16 protein-coding genes are annotated in these 20,694 nt (G+C 72.5%); 9 read left to right on the top strand and 7 right to left on the bottom strand.

The window, feature by feature from the left end; translation table 11 throughout:
• Positions 1-65 precede the first annotated feature (65 nt).
• Together NHH00_RS02900 and NHH00_RS02895 are read left to right on the top strand one after the other, a co-directional pair.
• Positions 66-1,106, top strand: coding sequence for a phosphodiester glycosidase family protein (locus tag NHH00_RS02900; protein WP_253049930.1), 1,041 nt, complete (start codon positions 66-68; stop codon positions 1,104-1,106).
• Positions 1,106-2,269: a glycosyltransferase gene (locus NHH00_RS02895; protein ID WP_253049928.1), complete on the top strand. Its 1,164-nt coding sequence runs from the start codon at positions 1,106-1,108 to the stop codon at positions 2,267-2,269. Before NHH00_RS02900 ends, NHH00_RS02895 begins: the two co-directional genes overlap by 1 nt.
• Here the strand turns inward: NHH00_RS02895 and NHH00_RS02890 are convergent.
• A complete protein-coding gene (locus NHH00_RS02890; RefSeq protein WP_253049926.1) occupies positions 2,178-5,093 on the bottom strand; it encodes a cation-translocating P-type ATPase in 2,916 nt (971 codons plus the stop codon). The two genes, NHH00_RS02895 and NHH00_RS02890, sit on opposite strands and share 92 nt — an antisense overlap.
• A gap of 180 nt (positions 5,094-5,273) precedes the next feature.
• On the opposite strand from NHH00_RS02890, the gene NHH00_RS02885 reads away from it, so the two are divergent.
• Positions 5,274-6,164 carry a TrmH family RNA methyltransferase gene (locus NHH00_RS02885; protein ID WP_253049924.1) on the top strand — a complete coding sequence of 297 codons (891 nt, stop codon included), beginning with the start codon at positions 5,274-5,276 and terminating at the stop codon, positions 6,162-6,164.
• A gap of 35 nt (positions 6,165-6,199) precedes the next feature.
• On the opposite strand, the gene NHH00_RS02880 is transcribed toward NHH00_RS02885, so the two are convergent.
• The 3 genes from NHH00_RS02880 to NHH00_RS02870 all read right to left on the bottom strand — a co-directional run bounded on the left by NHH00_RS02880 (position 6,200) and on the right by NHH00_RS02870 (position 9,450).
• Complete coding sequence (locus NHH00_RS02880; protein WP_253049922.1) at positions 6,200-6,883, bottom strand: hypothetical protein; 684 nt, start codon at positions 6,881-6,883, stop codon at positions 6,200-6,202.
• 276 nt (positions 6,884-7,159) lie between these two features.
• Positions 7,160-8,293 carry an AAA family ATPase gene (locus NHH00_RS02875; protein WP_253049920.1) on the bottom strand — a complete coding sequence of 378 codons (1,134 nt, stop codon included), beginning with the start codon at positions 8,291-8,293 and terminating at the stop codon, positions 7,160-7,162.
• Positions 8,290-9,450 (bottom strand): DUF262 domain-containing protein, encoded by a 1,161-nt coding sequence (locus tag NHH00_RS02870; RefSeq protein WP_253049918.1) that lies wholly within the window; start codon positions 9,448-9,450, stop codon positions 8,290-8,292. Before NHH00_RS02870 ends, NHH00_RS02875 begins: the two co-directional genes overlap by 4 nt.
• 303 nt (positions 9,451-9,753) lie before the next feature.
• Here NHH00_RS02870 and NHH00_RS02865 point away from each other — a divergent pair, with 303 nt between their 5' ends.
• A complete protein-coding gene (locus tag NHH00_RS02865) occupies positions 9,754-11,916 on the top strand; it encodes a HelD family protein (RefSeq protein ID WP_253049916.1) in 2,163 nt (720 codons plus the stop codon).
• A 10-nt stretch (positions 11,917-11,926) separates the two neighbouring features.
• Here NHH00_RS02865 and NHH00_RS02860 read toward each other — a convergent pair whose 3' ends face one another.
• The 3 genes from NHH00_RS02860 to NHH00_RS02850 are packed head-to-tail and all read right to left on the bottom strand — an operon-like array spanning position 11,927 to position 14,128.
• Positions 11,927-12,631, bottom strand: coding sequence for an esterase/lipase family protein (locus NHH00_RS02860; protein WP_253049914.1), 705 nt, complete (start codon positions 12,629-12,631; stop codon positions 11,927-11,929).
• Positions 12,628-13,440 (bottom strand): alpha/beta fold hydrolase, encoded by an 813-nt coding sequence (locus tag NHH00_RS02855; RefSeq protein ID WP_253049912.1) that lies wholly within the window; start codon positions 13,438-13,440, stop codon positions 12,628-12,630. The genes NHH00_RS02860 and NHH00_RS02855 overlap by 4 nt, the downstream gene beginning before the upstream one ends.
• 55 nt (positions 13,441-13,495) lie before the next feature.
• Positions 13,496-14,128 carry a nucleotidyltransferase family protein gene (locus NHH00_RS02850; protein ID WP_253049910.1) on the bottom strand — a complete coding sequence of 211 codons (633 nt, stop codon included), beginning with the start codon at positions 14,126-14,128 and terminating at the stop codon, positions 13,496-13,498.
• 112 nt (positions 14,129-14,240) lie between these two features.
• On the opposite strand from NHH00_RS02850, the gene NHH00_RS02845 reads away from it, so the two are divergent.
• The 5 genes from NHH00_RS02845 to NHH00_RS02825 all read left to right on the top strand — a co-directional run bounded on the left by NHH00_RS02845 (position 14,241) and on the right by NHH00_RS02825 (position 20,552).
• Complete coding sequence (locus NHH00_RS02845) at positions 14,241-15,137, top strand: endonuclease/exonuclease/phosphatase family protein (protein ID WP_253049908.1); 897 nt, start codon at positions 14,241-14,243, stop codon at positions 15,135-15,137.
• Between the two features lie 62 nt (positions 15,138-15,199).
• Positions 15,200-16,060 (top strand): ABC transporter ATP-binding protein, encoded by an 861-nt coding sequence (locus NHH00_RS02840; protein WP_308202249.1) that lies wholly within the window; start codon positions 15,200-15,202, stop codon positions 16,058-16,060.
• A gap of 129 nt (positions 16,061-16,189) precedes the next feature.
• Entirely contained in the window at positions 16,190-17,191 is a 1,002-nt protein-coding gene (locus NHH00_RS02835; protein ID WP_253049906.1) for an ABC transporter substrate-binding protein, read from the top strand.
• An 83-nt stretch (positions 17,192-17,274) separates the two neighbouring features.
• Complete coding sequence (locus tag NHH00_RS02830) at positions 17,275-19,479, top strand: iron ABC transporter permease (protein ID WP_253049904.1); 2,205 nt, start codon at positions 17,275-17,277, stop codon at positions 19,477-19,479.
• Positions 19,480-19,559: 80 nt separating this feature from the next.
• Positions 19,560-20,552, top strand: coding sequence for a siderophore-interacting protein (locus NHH00_RS02825; RefSeq protein WP_253049901.1), 993 nt, complete (start codon positions 19,560-19,562; stop codon positions 20,550-20,552).
• The last annotated feature ends 142 nt before the right edge of the window (positions 20,553-20,694 follow it).

Raw genomic sequence — 20,694 nt, 5'->3', positions numbered from 1 at the left:
CCCCTCACAGCCGACGAACAGCCGCGCCACCTGGGCGGCACACGCCCGCTCCGTAGACACGGACCATGAGCACCGAGGATCCGGCACCGACCCCGCACGACCCGTCCGCCGTCCGGCGCCCGCGCCGACGACGATGGCGTGCCGTGCTCGTCGCGACGCTCGCCGTGCTGCTCCCGCTGGGAGGCGCCACGGCATGGGCGCTGGACCGGTTCGTCGTCGAGCACGTCGAGATCGCCGACGTGACGGCGTACGAGGCGTCGCAGAGCGCCGACGCGGACGGGCCGTCGGACCACGGCACCACGGCGGACGACAGCGCGGGCGCCTCGGCCGAGACCACCACGGGCGCTGCGACCGTCGACGGCGACACCTACACGTCCGACGGCACGAGCATCACGGTCACCCGGGTGACCACCGGCTCGGGCGACGACACCGTGACGTACTACGTGGCGGACGTCGTGCTCTCCGACATGACGGACCTGCGCTCCGCGTTCGCGCAGGACGCGTTCGGCACGAACATCACGGAGACGACGTCCGACATCGCGGCCGACCACGACGCCGTCCTCGCGATCAACGGCGACTACTACGGGTTCCGCGACACCGGCATCGTCATCCGCAACGGCGTCGTGTACCGGGACGAGGGCGCGCGCGAGGGCCTCGCGCTCTACCGCGACGGCCACGTCGAGGTCTACGACGAGACGTCGACCGACGCGCACAGCCTCGTCGACGCCGGGGTCTGGAACACGCTGTCGTTCGGGCCCGCGCTCGTGGAGGACGGCGAGGTCGTGGCCGGGATCGACGACGTCGAGGTCGACACGAACGTCGGGAACCACTCGATCCAGGGGGAGCAGCCGCGCACGGCCGTCGGGGTGGTCGACGCGAACCACCTCGTCCTCGTCGTCGTGGACGGCCGTCAGGAGGGCTACTCCCGCGGCGTGACCATGACGGAGCTCGCCGGGATCCTGCAGGGCCTCGGCGCGACGACCGCGTACAACATCGACGGCGGCGGTTCCTCGACCCTGTACTTCGACGGCGAGGTCGTCAACAGCCCGTCGCAGGGTCGCGAGCGCGGCACGTCCGACGTGCTCTACGTCGCGGACGGTGCGTGATGGCCGCAGCGACCACGCACGCGACGGCGACCGCGCTCGGCGCCGACGCCGCGCGGACCGCCGTCGTCGTCCCCGCGTACCAGCCGGACGCGCGCCTCGTCGCCCTCGTCGACGCGCTGCGCGCCGCGGTCCCCGGGCTGCCGGTCGTGGTGGTCGACGACGGCAGCGACCGGCGGTGCGGGGGAGTGTTCCGCGCGGTGCGGGCGCTGGGCGCCGTCGTGCTCGCGGTGCCGGTGAACCGCGGGAAGGGCCACGCCCTGCGCGCTGGGATCCGGTGGGTGCGTGACCGGTTGCCCGGGCACGGCGTCGTGTGCGCCGACGCGGACGGGCAGCACACGGTCCTCGACGTGCTCCGCGTGGCGGCACGGTCGCAGAGCGAGCCCGACGCCGTCGTGCTCGGCGCACGACGCTTCGCAGGGGACGTCCCGCTGCGCAGCCGCGTGGGCAACGCCGCGACGCGCTGGGCGTTCACGGCCGCGACGGGGACCCGCGTGCGCGACACCCAGACCGGGCTGCGCGCCTACGGGCCGGGCCTGCTCGACGACCTGCTCGCCGTGCGCGGCGACCGGTACGAGTACGAGCTGCGCGCGCTCCTCGACGCGACCCGCGCGGGCCGCCGGATCGTCGAGGTGGACGTCGCGACGGTCTACCTCGACGACAACGCGTCCTCCCACTTCCGGCCCGTCGCCGACTCGCTGCGCGTGTGGGCACCGCTGCTGCGGTTCGCCGCGTCGTCGCTGGGGTCGGCCGCGGTCGACGTCGTCGCGCTGCTCGTGCTGCACGCGCTCACCGGGTCGCTCCTCGCGGCCGTGGTGGGCGCGCGCCTGCTCAGCGCGGGCGTGAACTTCGCCGTCAACCGTCGCCTCGTGTTCGCGGGCGGGCGCGACGTCCCGCTGCGCGCCGCCGTCGTGCGGTACGGGGCGCTCGCGGTCGTGCTGCTCGCGGCGAGCTACGGGCTGCTCGCGCTGCTGACCGGGCTCGGCGTGCCGCTCCTCGCGGCGAAGGTCGGCACCGACGCGGCCCTCTTCGCGACGAGCTACGAGGTGCAGCGGAGGGTCGTGTTCGCTCGCCTCACCCCTGGACGGCGCGCTCACCGGCGTCGTGGCGCTCGACGAGCGCGGGCACGTGGTCGCGCGCGGTCCAGCGCCGGCCGACCCACTTGATGACCTCGACGAGCAGGAAGACGACGAGCGCGAGCCCGAGCGTCTTGCCCCACTCGACGACGTCGATGGGGGCCGAGTCGAACCAGGAGTGCATGAACGGCGCGTAGACGAACACGGCCTGGAGGGCGAGGAGCGTCACGGCCGAGATCCAGATCACCCGGTTGCCGCGCAGCACGTCGAGCGTGAGGCTCGACCGGTCGAGGAACCGGCAGTTGAACAGGTACGCGAGCTGGCCGAGCGCGAGCATCGTCACGGCGGTCGTCTGGGCCTCGGCGATCGGGACGCCCTGGGCCCGCTCGACGTAGAACAGCAGGATCGTCGCGCCGCCGATGAGGAGCGAGACGAGCAGGATGCGCCGCACGTACGCGCCGTCGAGGATCGACGCCTTGGGGTCGCGCGGGGCCCGGCGCATGACGTCGGGCTCCGCCTTCTCGTACGCGAGCGCGAGCGACAGCGTGACCGCGGTGATCATGTTGATCCACAGGACCTGGACCGGCTGGAGCGGCAGCGTGAGGCCGAACAGGACCGCGACGAGGATGACGAGCGACTGCGCGCCGTTGGTCGGCAGGAGGAAGAGCACGGACTTGCGGATGTTGTCGTAGATCCGCCGCCCCTCCTTCACGGCCCGTTCGATGGTCGCGAAGTTGTCGTCGGCGAGCACGACCTCCGCGGCCTCCTTGGTCGCCTCCGTGCCCTTGATGCCCATCGCGACGCCGACGTCCGCCTGGGTGAGCGCGGGGGCGTCGTTCACGCCGTCGCCCGTCATGGCGACGACCTCGCCGTGCGACTGGAGCGCGGAGACGATCCGGATCTTGTGCTCGGGGCTCGTGCGCGCGTAGACGTCGACGTCGCGCACCACCTGGCGCAGCCGCTCGGTGCTCATCTCCTCGAGCTCGGGGCCGGTGAGCACGGCGGGCGCGACGTTGTCGCCGGTCCCGTCGTGGGGGTCCACGATGCCCATCTCGCGGCCGATCGCGAGGGCCGTGCCCGCGTGGTCGCCCGTGATCATCTTCACGCGGATGCCCGCGTCGCGGCACTCGGCGATGGCCTCGATCGCCTCCGGCCGCGGCGGGTCGACGATGCCGACGAGCCCGCACAGCTCGAGGCCGTCCGCGACGTCGGCGACGTCGAGGTCCTCCGTGCCCTCCGCGGCGGTCCGGCGGGCGGCCGCGAGCACCCGAAGCCCGCGCCCGCCGAGCGCGTCGATCTGCGCGTCCCAGAACGCGCGGTCGAGCGGCTCGGTGCCGCCGTCCGCGCCGACCTGGGTCGTGCACCGGTCGAGCACGCGGTCCGGCGCGCCCTTGACGTGCACGTGCAGCCCGCCGTCGGGATCCGCGTCGAGCGTCGCCATGAACTTGTTCTCGGACTCGAACGGGACGACGGCGACGCGCCGCCACCCCGTGGGGTCGACGCCGGCCTTCATGCCCAGCGTGCGCAGCGCTCCCTCGGTCGGCTCGCCCACGAGCCGCCAGCCGTCGGCGTCCGACGCGTCGGGCACGATCCGTGCGTCGTTGCAGAGCATCATGACGGTCGCCAGGGCGGCGAGGTCCCGGTCGTCCGTGAGGTCCGCGTGCCGCGTGCCCGACGCCGGTCCGTCGCCCGGGTCTCCGGCCGCGCCGGGTGCGCCGGTCGGCCCGGGGCGGGGCGCGTCGTCGGGCACGGTCACGTCCCCGACGGGCGCGTACCCCGCGCCCGCGACCGTGAACGTCCGCCCGCTCGTGCGGACCGTGCGCGCCGTCATCTCGTTCTTGGTGAGCGTCCCGGTCTTGTCCGAGCAGATCGTCGTGACCGACCCGAGGGTCTCGACCGCGGGCAGCTTGCGCGTGATCGCGCGGCGGCGGGCCATCTGCTGCACGCCGAGCGCGAGCGTGATCGTCACGAGCGCGGGCAGGCCCTCCGGCACCGCGGCGACCGCGAAGCCGATCGACGCCGAGATCAGCTCCGGGACCGAGAAGTCGTGCACGACCCGGCCGATGACGACCATGACGACGGCCATCGCGAGGATGAGGACCGCGAGGAGCTTGCCGAACCGGTCGAGCTGGCGCGTGAGCGGCGTCGCGAGGCTGCGGACCTCGGAGATCATGGTCTGGATCCGGCCGATCTCGGTCGCCGTCCCTGTCGCGGTGACGACCCCGACGCCCTGGCCCGCGGCCACGAGCGTGCTCGAGAAGAGCATGCTCGACCGGTCGCCCACGCCCGCGTCCGCACCGACGGCGTCGACCGTCTTGGCCGCCGCGACGGACTCGCCCGTGAGCGCCGACTCCTCGACGCGCAGGTTCGTCGCCTGGATCAGCCGGACGTCCGCGGGCACGCGGTCGCCCGAGCGCACGCGCACGACGTCACCCGGCACGACGTCGTCCGCGTCCACGCGCGCCCACGCGCCGTCGCGCCGGACCTCCGCGTGGACCGACAGCATGTTGCGGATGCCCTCCAGCGCGCTCTCCGCGCGCCCCTCCTGGATGAACCCGATCGCCGCGTTGATGACCGCGACGGCGAGGATGACCGTGAAGTCGACCCAGTCGCCGAGGATCGCCTTGAGCACCGCGGAGACGAGCAGGATGTAGATGAGGACGTCGTCGAAGTGGACGAGGATCCGCTTCCACAGCGGGTCGCGCTGCGGCGGGGGCAGCCGGTTGGGTCCCACCTCCGCGAGCCGCGTCGCGGCGTCGGCGTCCGAGAGGCCGCCCGCGTCCGTGCCGAGCTCGGCCAGGACCTCGTCGGGCGGGCGCGACCACGGCGCGGCGCGCGGGGGCTCGGCGGCGCCCGCGGAGGTCGACGAGACCGTGGTGGCGGGGGTCGGTGCAGCGTCCGGCGCGGATCCCATGTGCCTATTCGACCCCCGATGCCCGGATCGCGCGAGAGACGAAGGACCGTGAGCCGCGCCACGCCCTCGTGGTCGGACGGGCACGAGGCGTGCCGAACCCGGGATCGTTCCTCAGGACGGTCGGGTCGTGGGGAGCGACCCCGGAGTCGGCGCGCATGGTGCGCCTGGGAGAATCGACGCGTGAGCGACACCAGCACCCGGGCCGACCTGCGGGTCGTGCACGTCACCGACCCCGCCGACGACCGCCTCGCGGACTACAACCGCCTGACCGACGTCGCGCTGCGGTCCAAGCACGAGCCGGAGAAGGGCCTCTACATCGCGGAGAGCTCGACCGTCATCCGGCGTGCGCTCGCCGCGGGACACCGGCCGCGGTCGTTCCTCATGGCCGAGCGCTGGCTCGACGACCTGGCCGACGACATCGCCACCCTGCCGGTCGACGACGCGCCCGGGGGCACGGGCGAGCCGGTCCCGGTGTACGTGGGCGCGCCCGACGTCCTCGAGGCGATCACCGGGTTCCACCTGCACCGGGGGGCGCTCGCGGCGATGCACCGCCCGCCGCTGGAGTCCGTCCCCGACCTGCTCTCGAAGGCCCGGGGCGGCACGGGGGCCCGGCGCGTCGCCGTGCTGGAGGACATCGTCGACCACACGAACGTCGGCGCGATCTTCCGGTCCGCCGCCGCGCTGGGCGTGGACGCCGTGCTCGTCTCGCCGCGGTGCGCGGACCCGCTCTACCGCCGCTCGGTACGCGTGAGCATGGGCACGGTGTTCCAGGTCCCGTGGACGCGCTTCGAGACCTGGCCGGGCGGGCTCGACCTGCTGCGGGAGGAGGGCTTCACCGTCGCCGCGCTCGCTCTGGCCGACGACGCGGTGAGCCTCGACGACGTCGTCGCGGACCCGCCCGAGCGGCTCGCGCTCGTGCTCGGCACGGAGGGCGACGGGCTGTCGCGCGGTGCGATCGCGGCGGCGGACCGGGTCGTCACGATCCCCATGGCCGGGGGAGTGGACTCGCTCAACGTCGCCGCGGCGTCGGCGGTCGCGTTCTGGGCGACGCGCATGGGACCATCGGCGTAATCATAAAACTAGATAAATGAGCGAGTTTCAGTCAGTCACGCCCCTATTTTGCGTCCAACATGGGCGATGACCAGTTTGTGCTCCTGATGGGCTAACCGAAAGTATATCCTGCCGGGAACGTTTCCTGTGAAGCGGCCATGCATGTCGAAGGTCTGCAGTGTTCCATCCTCGTCCACAAAGTCGAAATCCCCACTTTTCCTGCGAGTCTCATGCTCGGGAGTGACTTTAGAGCGCCAAAGTGGCGCCGCGTCGCGTGCCGGATCCCACTCGGTTGCGCATCGGTCGAGAAGCGCTAACTCGTGTGCAACTGCGGCGACGTGCGACTTCTCAAGGCCACGGAGCATCGCTTCGGTACGCGGTAGAAATCGTAGCCGAGGAAACACATTGGAACGATGCGCCCACAGATCCGCACCGGTTTGCATAGTCCGAAGAATTCCAGTCGTCAGCCAATCAAGATGGGTGTCGACATGTACAGGCTGAGCCATTTGGCGCACTGAGACATCGTCTGAAAGGATCTCTGCGGAGGAATCGAGCCTGTGTCGAGTGAGAGAGATCTCGGAGTCATCCCATTCCGGATGTGACGGGAGACTCAGCGCGATTCCGTCATAGTAATGCGCATCCCCAAGGCCCAACGAAAGACGGGCGTCGTAACGATACTCAACGCCGGTTTCCTCGGGTGATTCCGAACGAACGAACGGTGCGCGGTTCATTCGGCTCATCAACCATCTTCCGCGCTCGTGGTTCCCCGGCTTGGACCGCCAATCTCGGACCGTGGAATCGACGGTAACCTGATGATCGAGCAGCTGTGGAGCTACCAGAGACGTCCCTGGGCGCCGCTTTACGCATTCGCGCAGCGCATCGACCATGTTATTCACTAGCATGTCAGCATCGCCCTCGTGGTGCCCGCCAGAAAGTTCGTTAAAGAACACTAGCACGCGCAACTGTGTGCCTCTCTACCGTGCCTGCCAAGTCATTGCCATGGACCGGGGAAACAATCAGTCGAGCAGTTTGTCGAGCGTCGTGTCCCACTCGTCGAAGAAGCCCTCTGGCCAATCCGAAAGCATGCCATCAGGGCCGACTTCTGGACTAGCAATCTCGACGCCACCGCTTTCCGGTCGGTAAAAATAATGCAGTACGACGTCCGAAGTGTCCAGCTTCGCGTCCTTAACGGCGAGACGGGTACCGTTGAGAACATGATCGCTATGTGTCTCCACGATGACCTGCGCACCGACGGAAGCCGCAGCGCAAGCCAATTGGGCGAGTGCGCTCTGTCCGCGTGGGTGCACGTGCGCTTCAGGATTTTCCAGAAGTACCAGTGCACCTGGCCGTGCAGTCAAGCATGCGATGATGACGGGGAGGACGTAAGTTAGGCCGAAACCCACGTTTGTAGGACGACGAGCATTAGACGCGCCGAGGGACGTGCTGAAACGGAAGCCCAGTCTCACCAGATCAGTTTGATCGATGGCGTCAGCGCTAAGTCGCACACCAGGGCAGACCTCTCCGAGCCACGCCTCGACTTGCGCGAGCAGGCGATGGCTACCCGCGCCTGGATGTTGGAGAGCGACATCGCGCACGAGTTCATCCTGGTGCACTCTTAAATAGTCAATTGTGTACTCGCCGCGGGTCCCCAAGAACCCGCGACGAGCCGACATCTCATAAGAGCGGGCGTAGGTTGTTGCTGGGTTTATGCGATCTGCACGGAGGTACTGGAACCCGCGCTGAACGAGGGAAAGCGAAGGCGAACTCCATGCCGCATCGACGAAGGGGCTTCCGATGATCGGCAGGGCGTCAGCTTCTGCCTCGTACTGGACGGCTATCTTGGCAACGGCTCCGTCGTCTGTCTCCAACTCTATGCCAATCAGAGGCTGCTGGTTGTCGTGCTCTTCGTGAAGAACGTCCTTCCCGGTTCCGAGGTCGACGTACTCGCCATTAAGTGGCAATCCTGGCGCAGTGGTTTCACCGTCGGCTCTGGCCCTGTGTGACTCGTAAGCCTGTCGAAGCAGCCCGAGGGACTGCAGAACCGTGCTTTTCCCTGAGGAATTAAGCCCAGACAGCAATGTGAAACGCCCAAGAGTTAGGTCGACGTACGCAAAAGCCTTGACGTTTGTCAGGCGCAGATGTCGGATCATGCCGAAACTCCTTCGAGTAGAGCGCGGAATGTACGAAACCTGAGACGGACCTTCTCTACGTCGCCGGTGCCAACAGAAATCGCGCTTACAAAACGCGCATCGTGTCGGAGTAAGTCTAGAAACCTTTCCTCGACGAGCTTGCGTCGGTCGACCAGTACTTTCACTCGCTGCTTCCCGAGGCCAGCCAAACTCACCGAAACAGTTTCGAACAGCGCCTTATTTACTGGAACCAGGTACCGTAGGTTCTCGAGATCTCTCTTCCGAAATGCGAATTTCCCAAAGATCGCGTACGCATCAATCATAGATTGGCGAAACTCTGCTGTCAGGCGGTCGTGATCCTTCGGCGTCAGGCGGTTGATGCGGTGCATTGCCTCGACAAGGAATCGGTCGAGATCGCCCCGGGGGTATTCGTTTGGGTCCGTGATTCTAAACGCGAGAAATCGAAGTGCCATCTCGCGGTCGGCCATCCGAGACGATCTAATGCTGTTTCCGGTGGCAACACGAAACTCCTTGCTCTCTGCAAGTTTCGCGAGTAGAGATCGTGCAGGGCCTGGCACGAGCGCGTGACGTAGTTCTTGCGGCGTCAAGGGCCGCCCGCCTGTATTGATCCGAGCGAAGATGTTGAACTTTACTTCCTCGGGGGTTCCCGAACGGATCAGATGCACCAGCAGTTCCGTTTCGTCTATACGGGTTTGCAGGCTGCCGGGCAGTTGTTCATAGGTCTTGCCCTCGTACGCCTTCAGGTACTCCAGGTCTCGTAATCTCAGCGGAGTGCTGCTTCCGTAAGATTCCGCGACAAGTTTTGGATTTACAAAACGTGCGATTGTCGTTAGACGTTGAATTCCGTCCACGACGACCCAGCCGTCGTCGCCGCTCTCGGCCGCATACAGGGTGGGCAAAGGGATGCGGAGGAGTAGCGACTCGATCAGCCTGCTCTGGTCTGCTTCACTCCAAACTCCCGCGTGCCGCTGAAAGTCGGGCGTAAGGTCGAGGGCTCCATTGCGCAGACGCTTCAACAGGAGGTCTACTGTTGGAGTCCGAGTGATGACGTCGATCGTTGCTGGGTCGAACGGACGGTCAATAGTGACACCCTCGTCCTCGGGTTCTGTGCCGTCTGCTGCTAGCGTGAGGCGGCTCCGCTCGTCCTGGAGCGCCATGTGCTTCTCCTCTTTCGACACCCGGGGCCTTCCTGTGGTTGCTATGTGGCGAGATCCGTCGACTGAGCCGATCCTATCCATCGATTGCGTCACGTGGCGCTCGGCGTGACCTCGCATGGCGCGGCGTTGCCGTCCGGTCCAGGCGACGCGCGTAGGTCAGGCGGTTTTGCCGGGACTGGGCAGTGTCCGGGAACAATCGGGTGTGCCGGGACGTTGGGATCCGTATCCGTACGTAGTACGAGAAGAGGTTTAGTGCCGGTCCAGCCCTCCCCGCCCCTGCCTGACACCACGCTTCCCGAGCATGTGAGCAACCGTGCGACGCACGCCGTCGCCGAGGAGCAGCGGCATCTCGACGCCGCGCTCGCGCGCCGCACCCAGGTCCTCGCCGAGCTGGACGCCCAGCTCGCCGTGCCGGTCGACCCGGACCGGCCCGGCGCCGAGGACGTCGTCGAGCGCTCGCGGCGCGCGGGGCTGCGTCGTCGGCGCACCGAGCTCGAGCGAGCGGAGAGCGGGCTCGTGTTCGGCCGCGTCGACACCGTCGAGGGCGTGACGCGCCACGTCGGGCGGGTCGGGATCGCCGCGCCCGACGACGACGCCGACCCGCTCGTGCTCGACTGGCGCGCCGACGGCGCCCGCGCCTTCTACACCGCGACCGCGCGCGAGTCGCAGGGCCTCGCGCGGCGCCGGCACGTGCGGACCGCGGGCGACCGCGTCACCGGCGTGGACGACGAGCCGCTCGACGGCTCGGCGACCGGGGCGGACGACGAGGACGGCCTCGTCGGCGAGGGCGCGCTGCTGGCCGCCCTGTCCGAGCGGCGTACCGGCCGCATGGGCACCGCGGTCGCGACCCTCCAGGCCGAGCAGGACGCGATCGTGCGCGCCCCGGCCGAGCAGACGCTCGTCGTGCAGGGCGGCCCGGGGACGGGCAAGACGGTCGTCGCGCTGCACCGCGTGGCGTACCTGCTGTTCACGCACCCGCACCTCGCGGAGCGCGGCGTGCTCCTGCTCGGCCCGTCGTCGCGGTTCCTCGAGTACGTGGCCCAGGTGCTGCCCGCGCTGGGGGAGACGGCGGTCGTGTCCGCCACGTGCGACACGCTCGTGCCCGGCGCCGCGCCCGAGCGCGACGAGTCGCGGGAGATCGCCGAGCTCAAGGGCCGCGCGCTGTGGCAGGACGTCGTGGCGCGCTACGCCGACTCCCTGGTCCCGGACGCGCGAGCGCTCACGGTGCGGCTCGACGGCGAGCCGCTGACGCTCGACGCGGCGCGGATCGGACAGGTCCTGCGCGCGGCCCGCGCGGGCGGCCGCAGCGTGCTGGCCGCGCGCCGCCGGGCCGTCGACTTCCTGCTCGACGCGCTCGTCGACGAGGCCGCGGCACGGCACGCCGAGCTGCTCGAACGCGTCGAGGAGGGGTTCGAGGACGTGCTCGGGAAGCTCGACGCCGGGCTCGCCGCGCACGACGACCGCGCCCCGACCACCGGCGCGCGCGGCGGCGACGTCGACGGCGAGCTCACGGACGACGACCTGGACCGGCTGCGCGACGACCTCGCGGGCGAGCCCGGGTTCACGACCGCCGTCGACGCCTGGTGGCCCGTCACGGACGCGCGCACGGCGCTCGCGGACCTGCTGGGTGACGCCGCGCTGCTCGCGCGGCACGCGCCCGAGCTCTCGGCCGCGGAGGTCGGCCTCGTGGTGGGCGAGCCCGTCGGTCTCGCACCGAGCGACGTCCCGCTCCTCGACGCGCTCGCCGACGCGCTGGGCACCCCGGACGCGCCCGGCGAGCAGGGCGAGTTCCTCGCGCAGCGCGCGACGACGCGCCGCGACTGGGTCTACGGGCACGTCGTGGTCGACGAGGCGCAGGAGCTCTCGCCCATGCAGTGGCACATGGTGCTGCGCCGCTGCCCGACCCGTTCGGTGACCGCCGTCGGGGACGTCGACCAGACCGAGGCGCCGCACCGTCACACGGACTGGGCGGACGTCGTCGGCCCGGTCTTCGGGGAGCGCTGGCACCGCGCGGACCTGACGATCTGCTACCGCACGCCCCGCGAGGTCATGGAGCTCGTCGGGCCCGTGCTGCGCGCGGCGGGCAGCCGCAACGCACCCCCACGCGCGGTGCGCGACGCGGGGGTCGCGCCGCGCGACGTCGTCGTGCCCGCCGACGCGTCGGACGCGACGCTGGGCGCGGCGGTCGCGGCCGAGGTCGCGCGTCTCGCGGAGCGGTACGACGGCGGTTCCGTCGGCGTCGTGGCGCCGCGCGACCGGCTCTGCCGCTTGGGCGCCGCCGTGAGCGGGGTTCCCGTCCTCAGCACCTCGGAGGCGAAGGGGCTCGAGTGGGACGCGGTCGTCGTCGTCGACCCCGACGGCATCGCCGCCGAGCCGCGCGGCGGGAACGGCCTGTACGTCGCGATGACCCGGTGCACGCAGGAGCTCGCGCGCGTCAGCGTGGGCGCGCCGTCCGGGACCGGCTGACGCTCCCGCCTCAGGTGGGGGAGGTCGGCCGGGCGAGCCGGTCGACCTCCCGCACCACGACGTCGACGAGCGTCGGGTCGCCGAGCGGGAGGAAGTGGCCCGCGAGGGGCAGCTCGACGTTGCGCGCGCCCTCGAGCCGCCCCGTCTCGGGGATGTGCGGGTCGAAGCGCGGGTAGACGGCCGTGATCCGCGCGTCCACGCGGCGCTCCGCGGCGAGCGCGAGCAGCGCCGCGTCCCGCGGCGAGAAGGCCCGCAGCGTGCGGCCCAGGAGGTAGCGCGCGTACGTCGAGCCGTTGAACGGCGTCGCGACCGCCACCATGCCGACGACGCGCGAGCCGGCGGGGGACAGCATGACGCTCTTGCCCACGAGCCCGCCCTTGCTGTGCGCGACGAGGACGACGCCGTGCAGGTCGGCCTCCGCGAGGAACGCCGCGGTGCGGTCGGCGGCGTCGGCGAAGGGGCGCCGGTTGTACCCGAGCCCCGGCACGGCGTGCACCGGGTGCCCGGCCCGCACCAGCGCCGTCGCGACGGGCGCGAGGAGCTGCCACGTCTCGTAGACGCCGGGCAGCAGCACGACGGGATCGCGCCCGCCCGGGCCGTCCGGGACGGGGCGCCGTGGCCGCAGGGCGCCCGCGACCTGGCGCGCCGCGACGTACGCGTAGTCCGCCGCGCGGTCACGCAGCCGCAGCCTCCCTGCCCGCCGCGGCGTGCTCACGCGAGGCCGCCGGCGTCGAGGACGGCCGCGACGACCGCTTCCGGGTCGGCGTCCATCGCGTGGTGCCGCCCGCGGACCTCGCCAGACGTGCCGTGCGGCGCGGCGGCCGCGAGCTCGCGGACCCACGCGCGGGGGGTGACCGGGTCGTGCGCGCCGCGCAGCACGACGACCCGACCCGGCACCTGCGGGAGGACCTCCTCGAGGCGGTGCCGCAGCATGCTCCGCACCTGCCGCGCGTAGTACGGCAGCGAGCAGCGCAGCACGTAGTCGACCGCGAGCGTCGCGAGCGCGCGCGGACGCTCGCCGACCGCGTCGCGGGCGAGCCGCAGCGCCTGGCGTGGCACGGTCCGAGCCCGCCGGTCCGCCGTCGGGCCGATCAGCACCCCGGCGGGCGCCTCGAGCGGGTGGTCGGCCATCGCCTGGCCCACGACCTGGGCGCCCATCGAGTGGCCGACGAGCACGACGGCGGACGGCGGACCGGCCGGGGCGTCGAGGACGAACCGGCGCACGTAGCCCGCGACGACGGCCGCGTGCTCCTCGATCGGCACGTCGCGTCGCGCGCGCGGGGCGGCGCCGAAGCCCGGCAGGTCGATCGCGTGCACGGCGACGCCCGGGCCCGGCCCGGGACGCAGGAGCGCGCGTCGCACGGGGTCGAACGCTCGCGCGGACGACCCGACGCCGTGGACGAGCACCACGGCGAGCGTCGGAGCGGGCTCGCCCGACACGTGCGCCGTCGCCCGCAGGCCGCCGACCACGAAGCGCACCTCGGCGGCGTCGGGCGTCGTCCGGGACGAGGCGCGCGCGGTCATCGCACCAGCATGCGGGCCCGGCCGGGGTCGCGCGCGGTATCCCTCGCCGGGAGGGTCACTCGAGCGGGCTCGACGGGTCGCCCGACGCGGGCTCGGCCGGCGCGGCCCGCGACCCGAGCGCGTCGTCCTGCATCTGCTCCGCCTCCACGACGCCGAGCTCGTCGAGGAGGAAGAGGAACGCGCGCGCGTACGGGTTGTCGTCGACCCGTGCGCGGACCTCCGGCCAGTCGATCTGCTCGCGCATCGCGCGCGCGACCGGCAGGAGGCGCGAGAAGTCGCAGTAGTGCTCGCCCACGACGCGCAGCTTCGACGTCATGATCTCGGTCGCGGACAGCACGGGCATGCGGACCGCGAGCACCTCGATCTCATCGGTGCGCGCGAGCAGGTCGTCGTCGATCGGCTCTCCGACCATCCGGTAGAGGACGTCGATGAGCTCCCCGCCGTGGTGGGCCTTGAAGAGCCAGTTCTCCGTCGGCTCCGTGATCTCGAGCCCTGCGGCCCGCAGCACCTCGCGAGCGCGGTCCACGTCGACCTCGCGGATCGCGAAGTCGGCGTCGTGGCTCGGCTCCGGCGCGCCGCGCGCCCACGCGGCGTACCCGCCGACGAGGGCGTGGGGGATGTCGGCCTCGGCGAGCGCCGCGGCGGTCATGCGGAGGCCGTCGTGCAGCGCGTCCCTGTCGTCCACCATGCCCAGGGTCTACACCACCCCCGGTGCGCTGGCACGTCACCGCGCGTGCCCGGTCGGGCGAGGGGCGCCGGTGCGCGTGCGACCCGGAGCAGGCGTACCCAGAATCGGGAGGGTGCGCCTCGCGACGTTCAACATCCTGCACGGACGGTCGCTCGTCGACGACCGGGTCGACGTCGACCGCTTCGCCGGCGCCGTCCGCGACCTCGACGCCGACGTCCTCGCGCTCCAGGAGGTGGACCGGGACCAGCCGCGCTCGCACCGCGCGGACCTCACGGCGGTCGCGGCGGAGGCGGCGGGCGCCGTCGAGCACCGGTTCGTCGCCACGCTGGTCGGCGAGCCGGGCGTGTGGACCGCGCCGACCGGCGAGCACCAGCCGGGCCGGGCCGCCTACGGGATCGCCGTCGTGAGCAGGTACCCCGTCACCGGCTGGCGCACCGTCCTCCTGCCCGCTCCTCGCACGCGCGTCCCGGTCCGGTTCCCCGGGAGCCGGCTGCCGACGCTCGTGCGCGACGAGCCGCGCGCGGCGCTCGTGGCACGGGTCGAGGCCCCCGGCGGTCCCCTGACCGTCGCGTGCACGCACCTGACCTTCGTCCCCGGGCGCAACCTGACCCAGCTCGTGCGGCTGACCCGGTCGCTCGTCGCCGAGGCCCCCGACGGCGAACCGGTCGTGCTGCTCGGCGACCTCAACGTCGACGCGCCCCAGGCGGCCCGGACGAGCGGGTGGCGCCCGCTGGCGTCGGCCGCGACGTTCCCGGTCGGCGAGCCCGCGCGTCAGCTCGACCACGTGCTCGCCCACGGGGCGGTCCGCGCGACGGAGCCCGCGGTGGCGGTCGACACGGGCCTGTCCGACCACCGTGCGCTGGTCGTCCCCGTGGCTCTGGGCGGGGAGCACCACGCCTCCCCGACGAGATCGCACGCGGCGGACGAGGACCATGCGCCCCCGACGGCGGGTGCGGGGGACCGGTACCGCCGCACCGACGGCCGAGGGCTGACGCGCGGTCCCTCGTGAACCGCGTCACACGGGCGGCAGGGTCTGGTTCGGACCCGGCGGCATAGATTAGCCTCACCTATGTGAGTGGAACCTCAGTTGTCCCGAGCCCGGCCGGAGCGCCCGGCGCCCCGGCCCTCGCCGGGCACGACCTGCGGCTGTCCTACGACGCGCGCACGGTCGTCCACGGCGCCGCGCTCGAGCTCGCGCCCGGAGCCGTCACGGCGCTGATCGGTCCCAACGGCTCGGGCAAGTCGACGCTCCTGCGCTCGCTCGCGCGCCTGCACCGCCCCGACGCCGGGACGGTCGCGCTCGACGACGCGCCCGACGCGCTCGCGCTGCACCCCAAGGACTTCGCGCGGCGGGTGACGCTCCTGTCCCAGAGTCGGCCCACGCCGTCGGGCGTGAGCGTGCGCGACGTCGTCGCGTACGGGCGCCACCCCTACCGCGGCCGGTTCCGCGCCAACGACCCCGACGGCCCGCGCGCGATCGCGCACGCCATGGACGTCACGGGCATCACGACGATGGCCGACCGCGGCGTCGACGAGCTCTCCGGCGGCGAGCTGCAGCGCGTGTGGCTCGCGACGTGCCTCGCGCAGGACACGCGGGTGCTCCTGCTCGACGAGCCGACGACGTACCTCGACCTGCGCTACCAGGTCGAGCTGCTCGACCTCGTGCGCGACCTCGCGACCGAGCACGGCGTGGCCGTCGGCGTCGTGCTGCACGACCTCAACCAGGCGGCCGCGGTCGCCGACCGCGTCGTCCTGCTCCACTCGGGCGTCGTGCGTGCCACCGGGCCCGCCGACGAGGTCCTCACGTCCGAGCTCCTCACCGAGGTCTACGGCATCCACGTCGACGTCTACACGCACCCCCTCACGGGGCGCACGTGCTGCGAGCCGCTCGGGCGGCACGCCGCGCGGCTCGACGCGGCCGTCCTCGTCTGACCTCCGCACCATCCCGACGCACCACCCCACGACGAACCCCGCACCGACCCACCGCCCGGCCCCGACGCGCGCCCACCGGCCCGCCCGACGGAGCACGGACCGGGCACCGACCGACCCCGAAGGACACCCATGCGCTCGACCACCCGTTCCCTCGCCGCGGGCGCCCTCGCGCTCGCCACGGCGCTCGCGCTCACCGCGTGCGGCACGACCGAGGACCCCGCGGCCGCCGACGGCGACGCCGACGCGACGACGGACGCCGCGTCCGGCCCCGTCACCGTCACCGACGAGCGCGGCGAGGTCACGCTCGACGCCCCGGCGACCGACATCGTCTCGCTCGAGTGGGGTCTCACGGAGAACCTCGTCGCGCTCGGCATCGAGCCCGTCGGGCAGGCGGACGTCGAGGGCTACAACACGTGGGACACCGTCGCGCCGATCGACGCGAGCACGCCCGACGTCGGCACGCGCGGCGAGCCCAGTCTCGACGCGATCTCCGCGCTCGAGCCGGACCTCGTCGTCACGACGACCGACCTGCCGGAGAACGTCATCGCGCAGATCGAGGAGGTCGCGCCGGTGCTCGCGCTGCGCGGCTCCGACGGCGAGGACCCGATCGGCTACATGCGCTCCACGGTGGAGACGCTCGGCACCGTGACCGGTCGCGAGGACGAGGCGGCCGCCGCGCTCGAGACCTACGACGCGAAGATCGCCGACGCCACGGCGGCGCTCGACGAGGCCGGGCTCGCCGGCGCCGACTTCACGATGGCGGACGGCTGGGTCACCAACGGTGCCGTCTCCGTCCGCATGTACACGCCGGGCTCGTTCTTCGGCGCGATCGGCGAGGAGATCGGGCTCGTCAACGCGTGGACCGAGGGCGGGGACCCCGACTACGGGCTCGCCCAGACCGACGTCGAGGGCCTGACCCAGCTCGGCGACGTGCAGTTCCTCTACGTCGCGAGCGACTCCGAGGCCGACCCGTTCACGGACGGCCTCGCCGGCAACGCGGTGTGGGAGCAGCTCCCGTTCGTCACGGCCGGGAACGTGCACCGTCTGCCCGACGGCATCTGGATGTTCGGCGGCCCGCTGTCCGCGGCGGCCTACGCCGACGCGGTCGTCGAGGCGCTCACCGCGGCCTGACACCGGTCCGCACCACCACCGGGCGCGGGCGCGCCCGGGACGACGAGAAGGCTGACGAGAACCACAGTGCTGACGAGGACATCGTGACGCGGCCGGAGCAGCGCACGACGGCGGAGCCGGACACCCTCCTCCTGGAGGACCCGGCTCCGGCCGTCGTCCCCGGGCCGGACGGCACGGGCGACGCGGGCGCGGGGGACGGCGCGCCCGCGGGCCCGACGGTGACCGCGCCCCGCGTGCGGACGTCGCGCCTCGGGATCGTGGGGGTGTTCGTCGCAGCGGTCGTGGTCGCGGCGGTGCTCGCCGCCGTGCACCTCACCCAGGGCACGGCCGACGTCGGCCCGCTGGACCTGCTGCGCTTGGCGACCGGGGGCGACGGCGTCGACCAGACGGTCGCCGTCCTCGTCGCCTCGCGCGTGCCCCGGCTGCTCGCGGGCCTCCTGCTGGGCGTCGCGCTCGGCGTCGCCGGTGCGGTGCTCCAGTCGGTCGCGCGCAACCCGCTCGCGTCGCCCGACACGCTCGCGGTCAACGCGGGCGCGTACCTGACGGTCGTGGTCGTCGCCGCGTTCGGCATCTCGATCCCGTTCTACCTCCAGGGCGGCCTCGCGTTCCTCGGTGGGCTCGCCGCGGCCGGGCTCGTGCTCGTCCTCGCGCGCGGCGGCGCCGACGGCCCGACGCGCCTCGTGCTCGCCGGGTCGGCGATCATGCTCGCGCTGCACTCGCTGACGATGGTCCTCCTCGTGCTGTTCGAGCAGGAGACGATGGGCCTGTTCGCGTGGGGGAGCGGGTCCATCGTCCAGTCGGGCACGCGCACGGTCTCGCTGGCGACGCCCGTCGTCGCGGTGGGCGTGCTCGCCGCCCTGCTCCTCTCGCGCCGTCTCGACCTCCTCGGGCTCGGGGACGACGCCGCGACCGTGCTCGGCATCGACGTGCGCCGCACACGCGTCCTGTCCGTCCTCGTCGCGGTGCTCCTCGCCTCGATCGCGGTCACCGTCGCCGGACCGGTCGGCTTCGTCGGTCTCGCGGCGCCCGTCGTCGCGCGGCTCGTCGCGCGTCGCGTGCCGGGGCTCGGCCGGCACGTGCTGCTCCTGCCGTTCGCGGCGATCGTCGGCGTGATCGTGGTCCTCGGCGCCGACGTCCTGCTCCGCCTGCTGCTGCCGGGCATGCTGTCCATCGCCGTGCCGACCGGCATCGTGACGACCGTCCTCGGCGCGGTCCTGCTCATCTGGCTCGCGCGGCGCCTGCGCGACTCCGGGCTGGCGTCGTCGCGCGGCGCGCACGGCGCGCTGAGCCGCCCGCGCTCGCGGCGGGCCGTGCTCGTGGTCGTCGCCGTGCTGGCGCTCGCCGTCGCCGCGGCCGCCGTCGCAGGCATGCTGCTCGGGGACCGGGTGGTGCTGCTGGGCGACGTGGCGAACTGGTGGAACGGCCTCTCCGGGCGCCACGTGACGTTCGTCCTCGACCAGCGCTTCCCGCGCGTCCTCGCCGCGCTCCTGGCCGGCGCGGCGCTCGCGCTCGCCGGCACGATCGTGCAGGCCGTGTGCCGCAACCCGCTCGCCGAGCCGAGCCTGCTGGGCGTCACGTCGGGCGCCGGGCTCGGTGCCGTGACGATGATCCTCCTCGTCCCCGGCGTCGGGATCTGGCCCATGTCCGCCGCCGCGGCGATCGGGGCGTTCGCGGTGTTCGGCCTCGTCTACGGGCTGTCCTACCGCGGCGGGCTCAGCTCGGACCGGCTCGTGCTCATCGGCATCGGCGCCCAGGCCGGGGTCATGGCGCTCATCACGCTGCTCGTGGTCGTCGTCGCGCCGTGGGACGTGAACCTCGCGCTCACGTGGCTCTCGGGCTCGACGTACGGGCGCACGCTCGAGCAGCTCATCCCGGTCGCGCTCGCGCTGCTCGTGCTCACGCCGCTCACGGCGGTCTACCGCCGCGACCTCGACGTCCTGGCGCTCGACGACGACACCCCGCGCGTCCTCGGCGTCGCGCTCGACCGCACGCGCCTGCTCCTCCTCGCGGCCGCCGCGCTGCTCACGGCCGCCGCGGTGTGCGCCATCGGGGCGCTCGCGTTCGTGGGCCTCGTCGCGCCGCACGCCGCGCGGGCGCTGGTCGGTGCGCGGCACGGTCGGGTCGTCCCCGTCGCGATGCTGCTCGGCGCGCTCCTCGTGTCCGTCGCGGACACGCTCGGGCGCGTCGTCATCGCCCCCGAGCAGATCCCCGCGGGCCTCGGGACGGCGCTCCTGGGCGCGCCGTACTTCGTCTACCTGCTGTGGCGCAGCCGCGGCCGGGGAGCGTGACGCGTCTCACCCTGCGGGGGCGGGATCCGAGGCTCGGACGGGTTGACCCCGGCGAGGGTGCGTAGGTTAGCCTCACCTGTGTGAGCCAGACCGTCGTCGCACCCCGCACCCGAGCCCGTCGCCCCGTCGCCCGGGCGACCGCGCCGTGGCGCTTCTTCGACGTCGAGGTGGCCCGCGTCGAGCAGGTCTCGCCCAGCTTCCGCCGGTTCACGTTCACCGGCCCGGAGCTCGACCTCTTCGGCGATCCCGGCCTCGACGTGCGGATCAAGTTCGTCCTTCCCGCGCCCGACGGCGGCTACGAGCACCTCGTGCGCGACGCCGAGTCCTGGTACGCCGCGTGGCGCGACCAGCCCGAGGAGCGCCGCAACCCGCTGCGCACCTACACGACCGTCGCGGTGCGCCCCGAGGCGCGCGAGGTCGACGTCGACGTCGTGCTGCACGGCGACGCCGGTCCCGCCTCGCGCTGGGCGCTCGCCGCGGAGGTCGGCACGCCGCTCGTCCTGCTCGGCCCGGACGCGACGTTCGACGGCCCCGCCGGCGGCATCGAGTTCCGCCCGCCGACGCGCCCCCACGCGCTCCTGCTCGCGGGCGACGAGACCGCGCTGCCCGCGATCGCCGCGATCTGCGAGGACCTGCCCGCCGACGCGTGGGGCGAGGTCTACGTCGAGGTGCCGCACGGGGGCGACGCGCGCGACCTCGTCACCCCGCCCGGGGTGCGCGTGACGTTCCTCGCGCGCGACGACGTCCCCGGCGGTCCGCACGACGCGCACGGCGCGCGCCTCGTGCCCGCCGTCCAGGAGGCCGCCGCGCGCATCCTCGGCGCGGGCGTCCTCGGCACCGACCCGCCCGCCCAGTGCCGCACCGCCGAGGACCTCGAGGACGTCGACGTCGACGCGTCGATCCTCTGGGAGGTCCCCGGCCTGCTCGAGGAGGACACGGTCCTGTACGCGTGGCTCGCGGGCGAGGCGAGCGCGATCAAGACCCTGCGCCGCCACCTCGTGACCGACCTCGGCGTCGACCGCCGCGCCGTCGCGTTCATGGGCTACTGGCGCGAAGGCCGCGCCGAGAGCTGACGCGCTCCACGAGACGCGAGAAGTGGCCCCTCACCGAGCGCGGTGAGGGGCCACTTCTCACATCTCGGCCGGTGGTCGTGGCCGCACGGGCCGGGCCACCGCCCGTCGACGGCGGGAACGGAAAAGGAGGCCCAGCGGCCTC

This window comes from Cellulosimicrobium cellulans (assembly GCF_024124905.1).
In the GTDB taxonomy this organism is placed as follows: Bacteria; Actinomycetota; Actinomycetes; order Actinomycetales; family Cellulomonadaceae; genus Cellulosimicrobium; species Cellulosimicrobium cellulans_G.
This window is presented reverse-complemented; position numbering and strand designations above follow the sequence as displayed.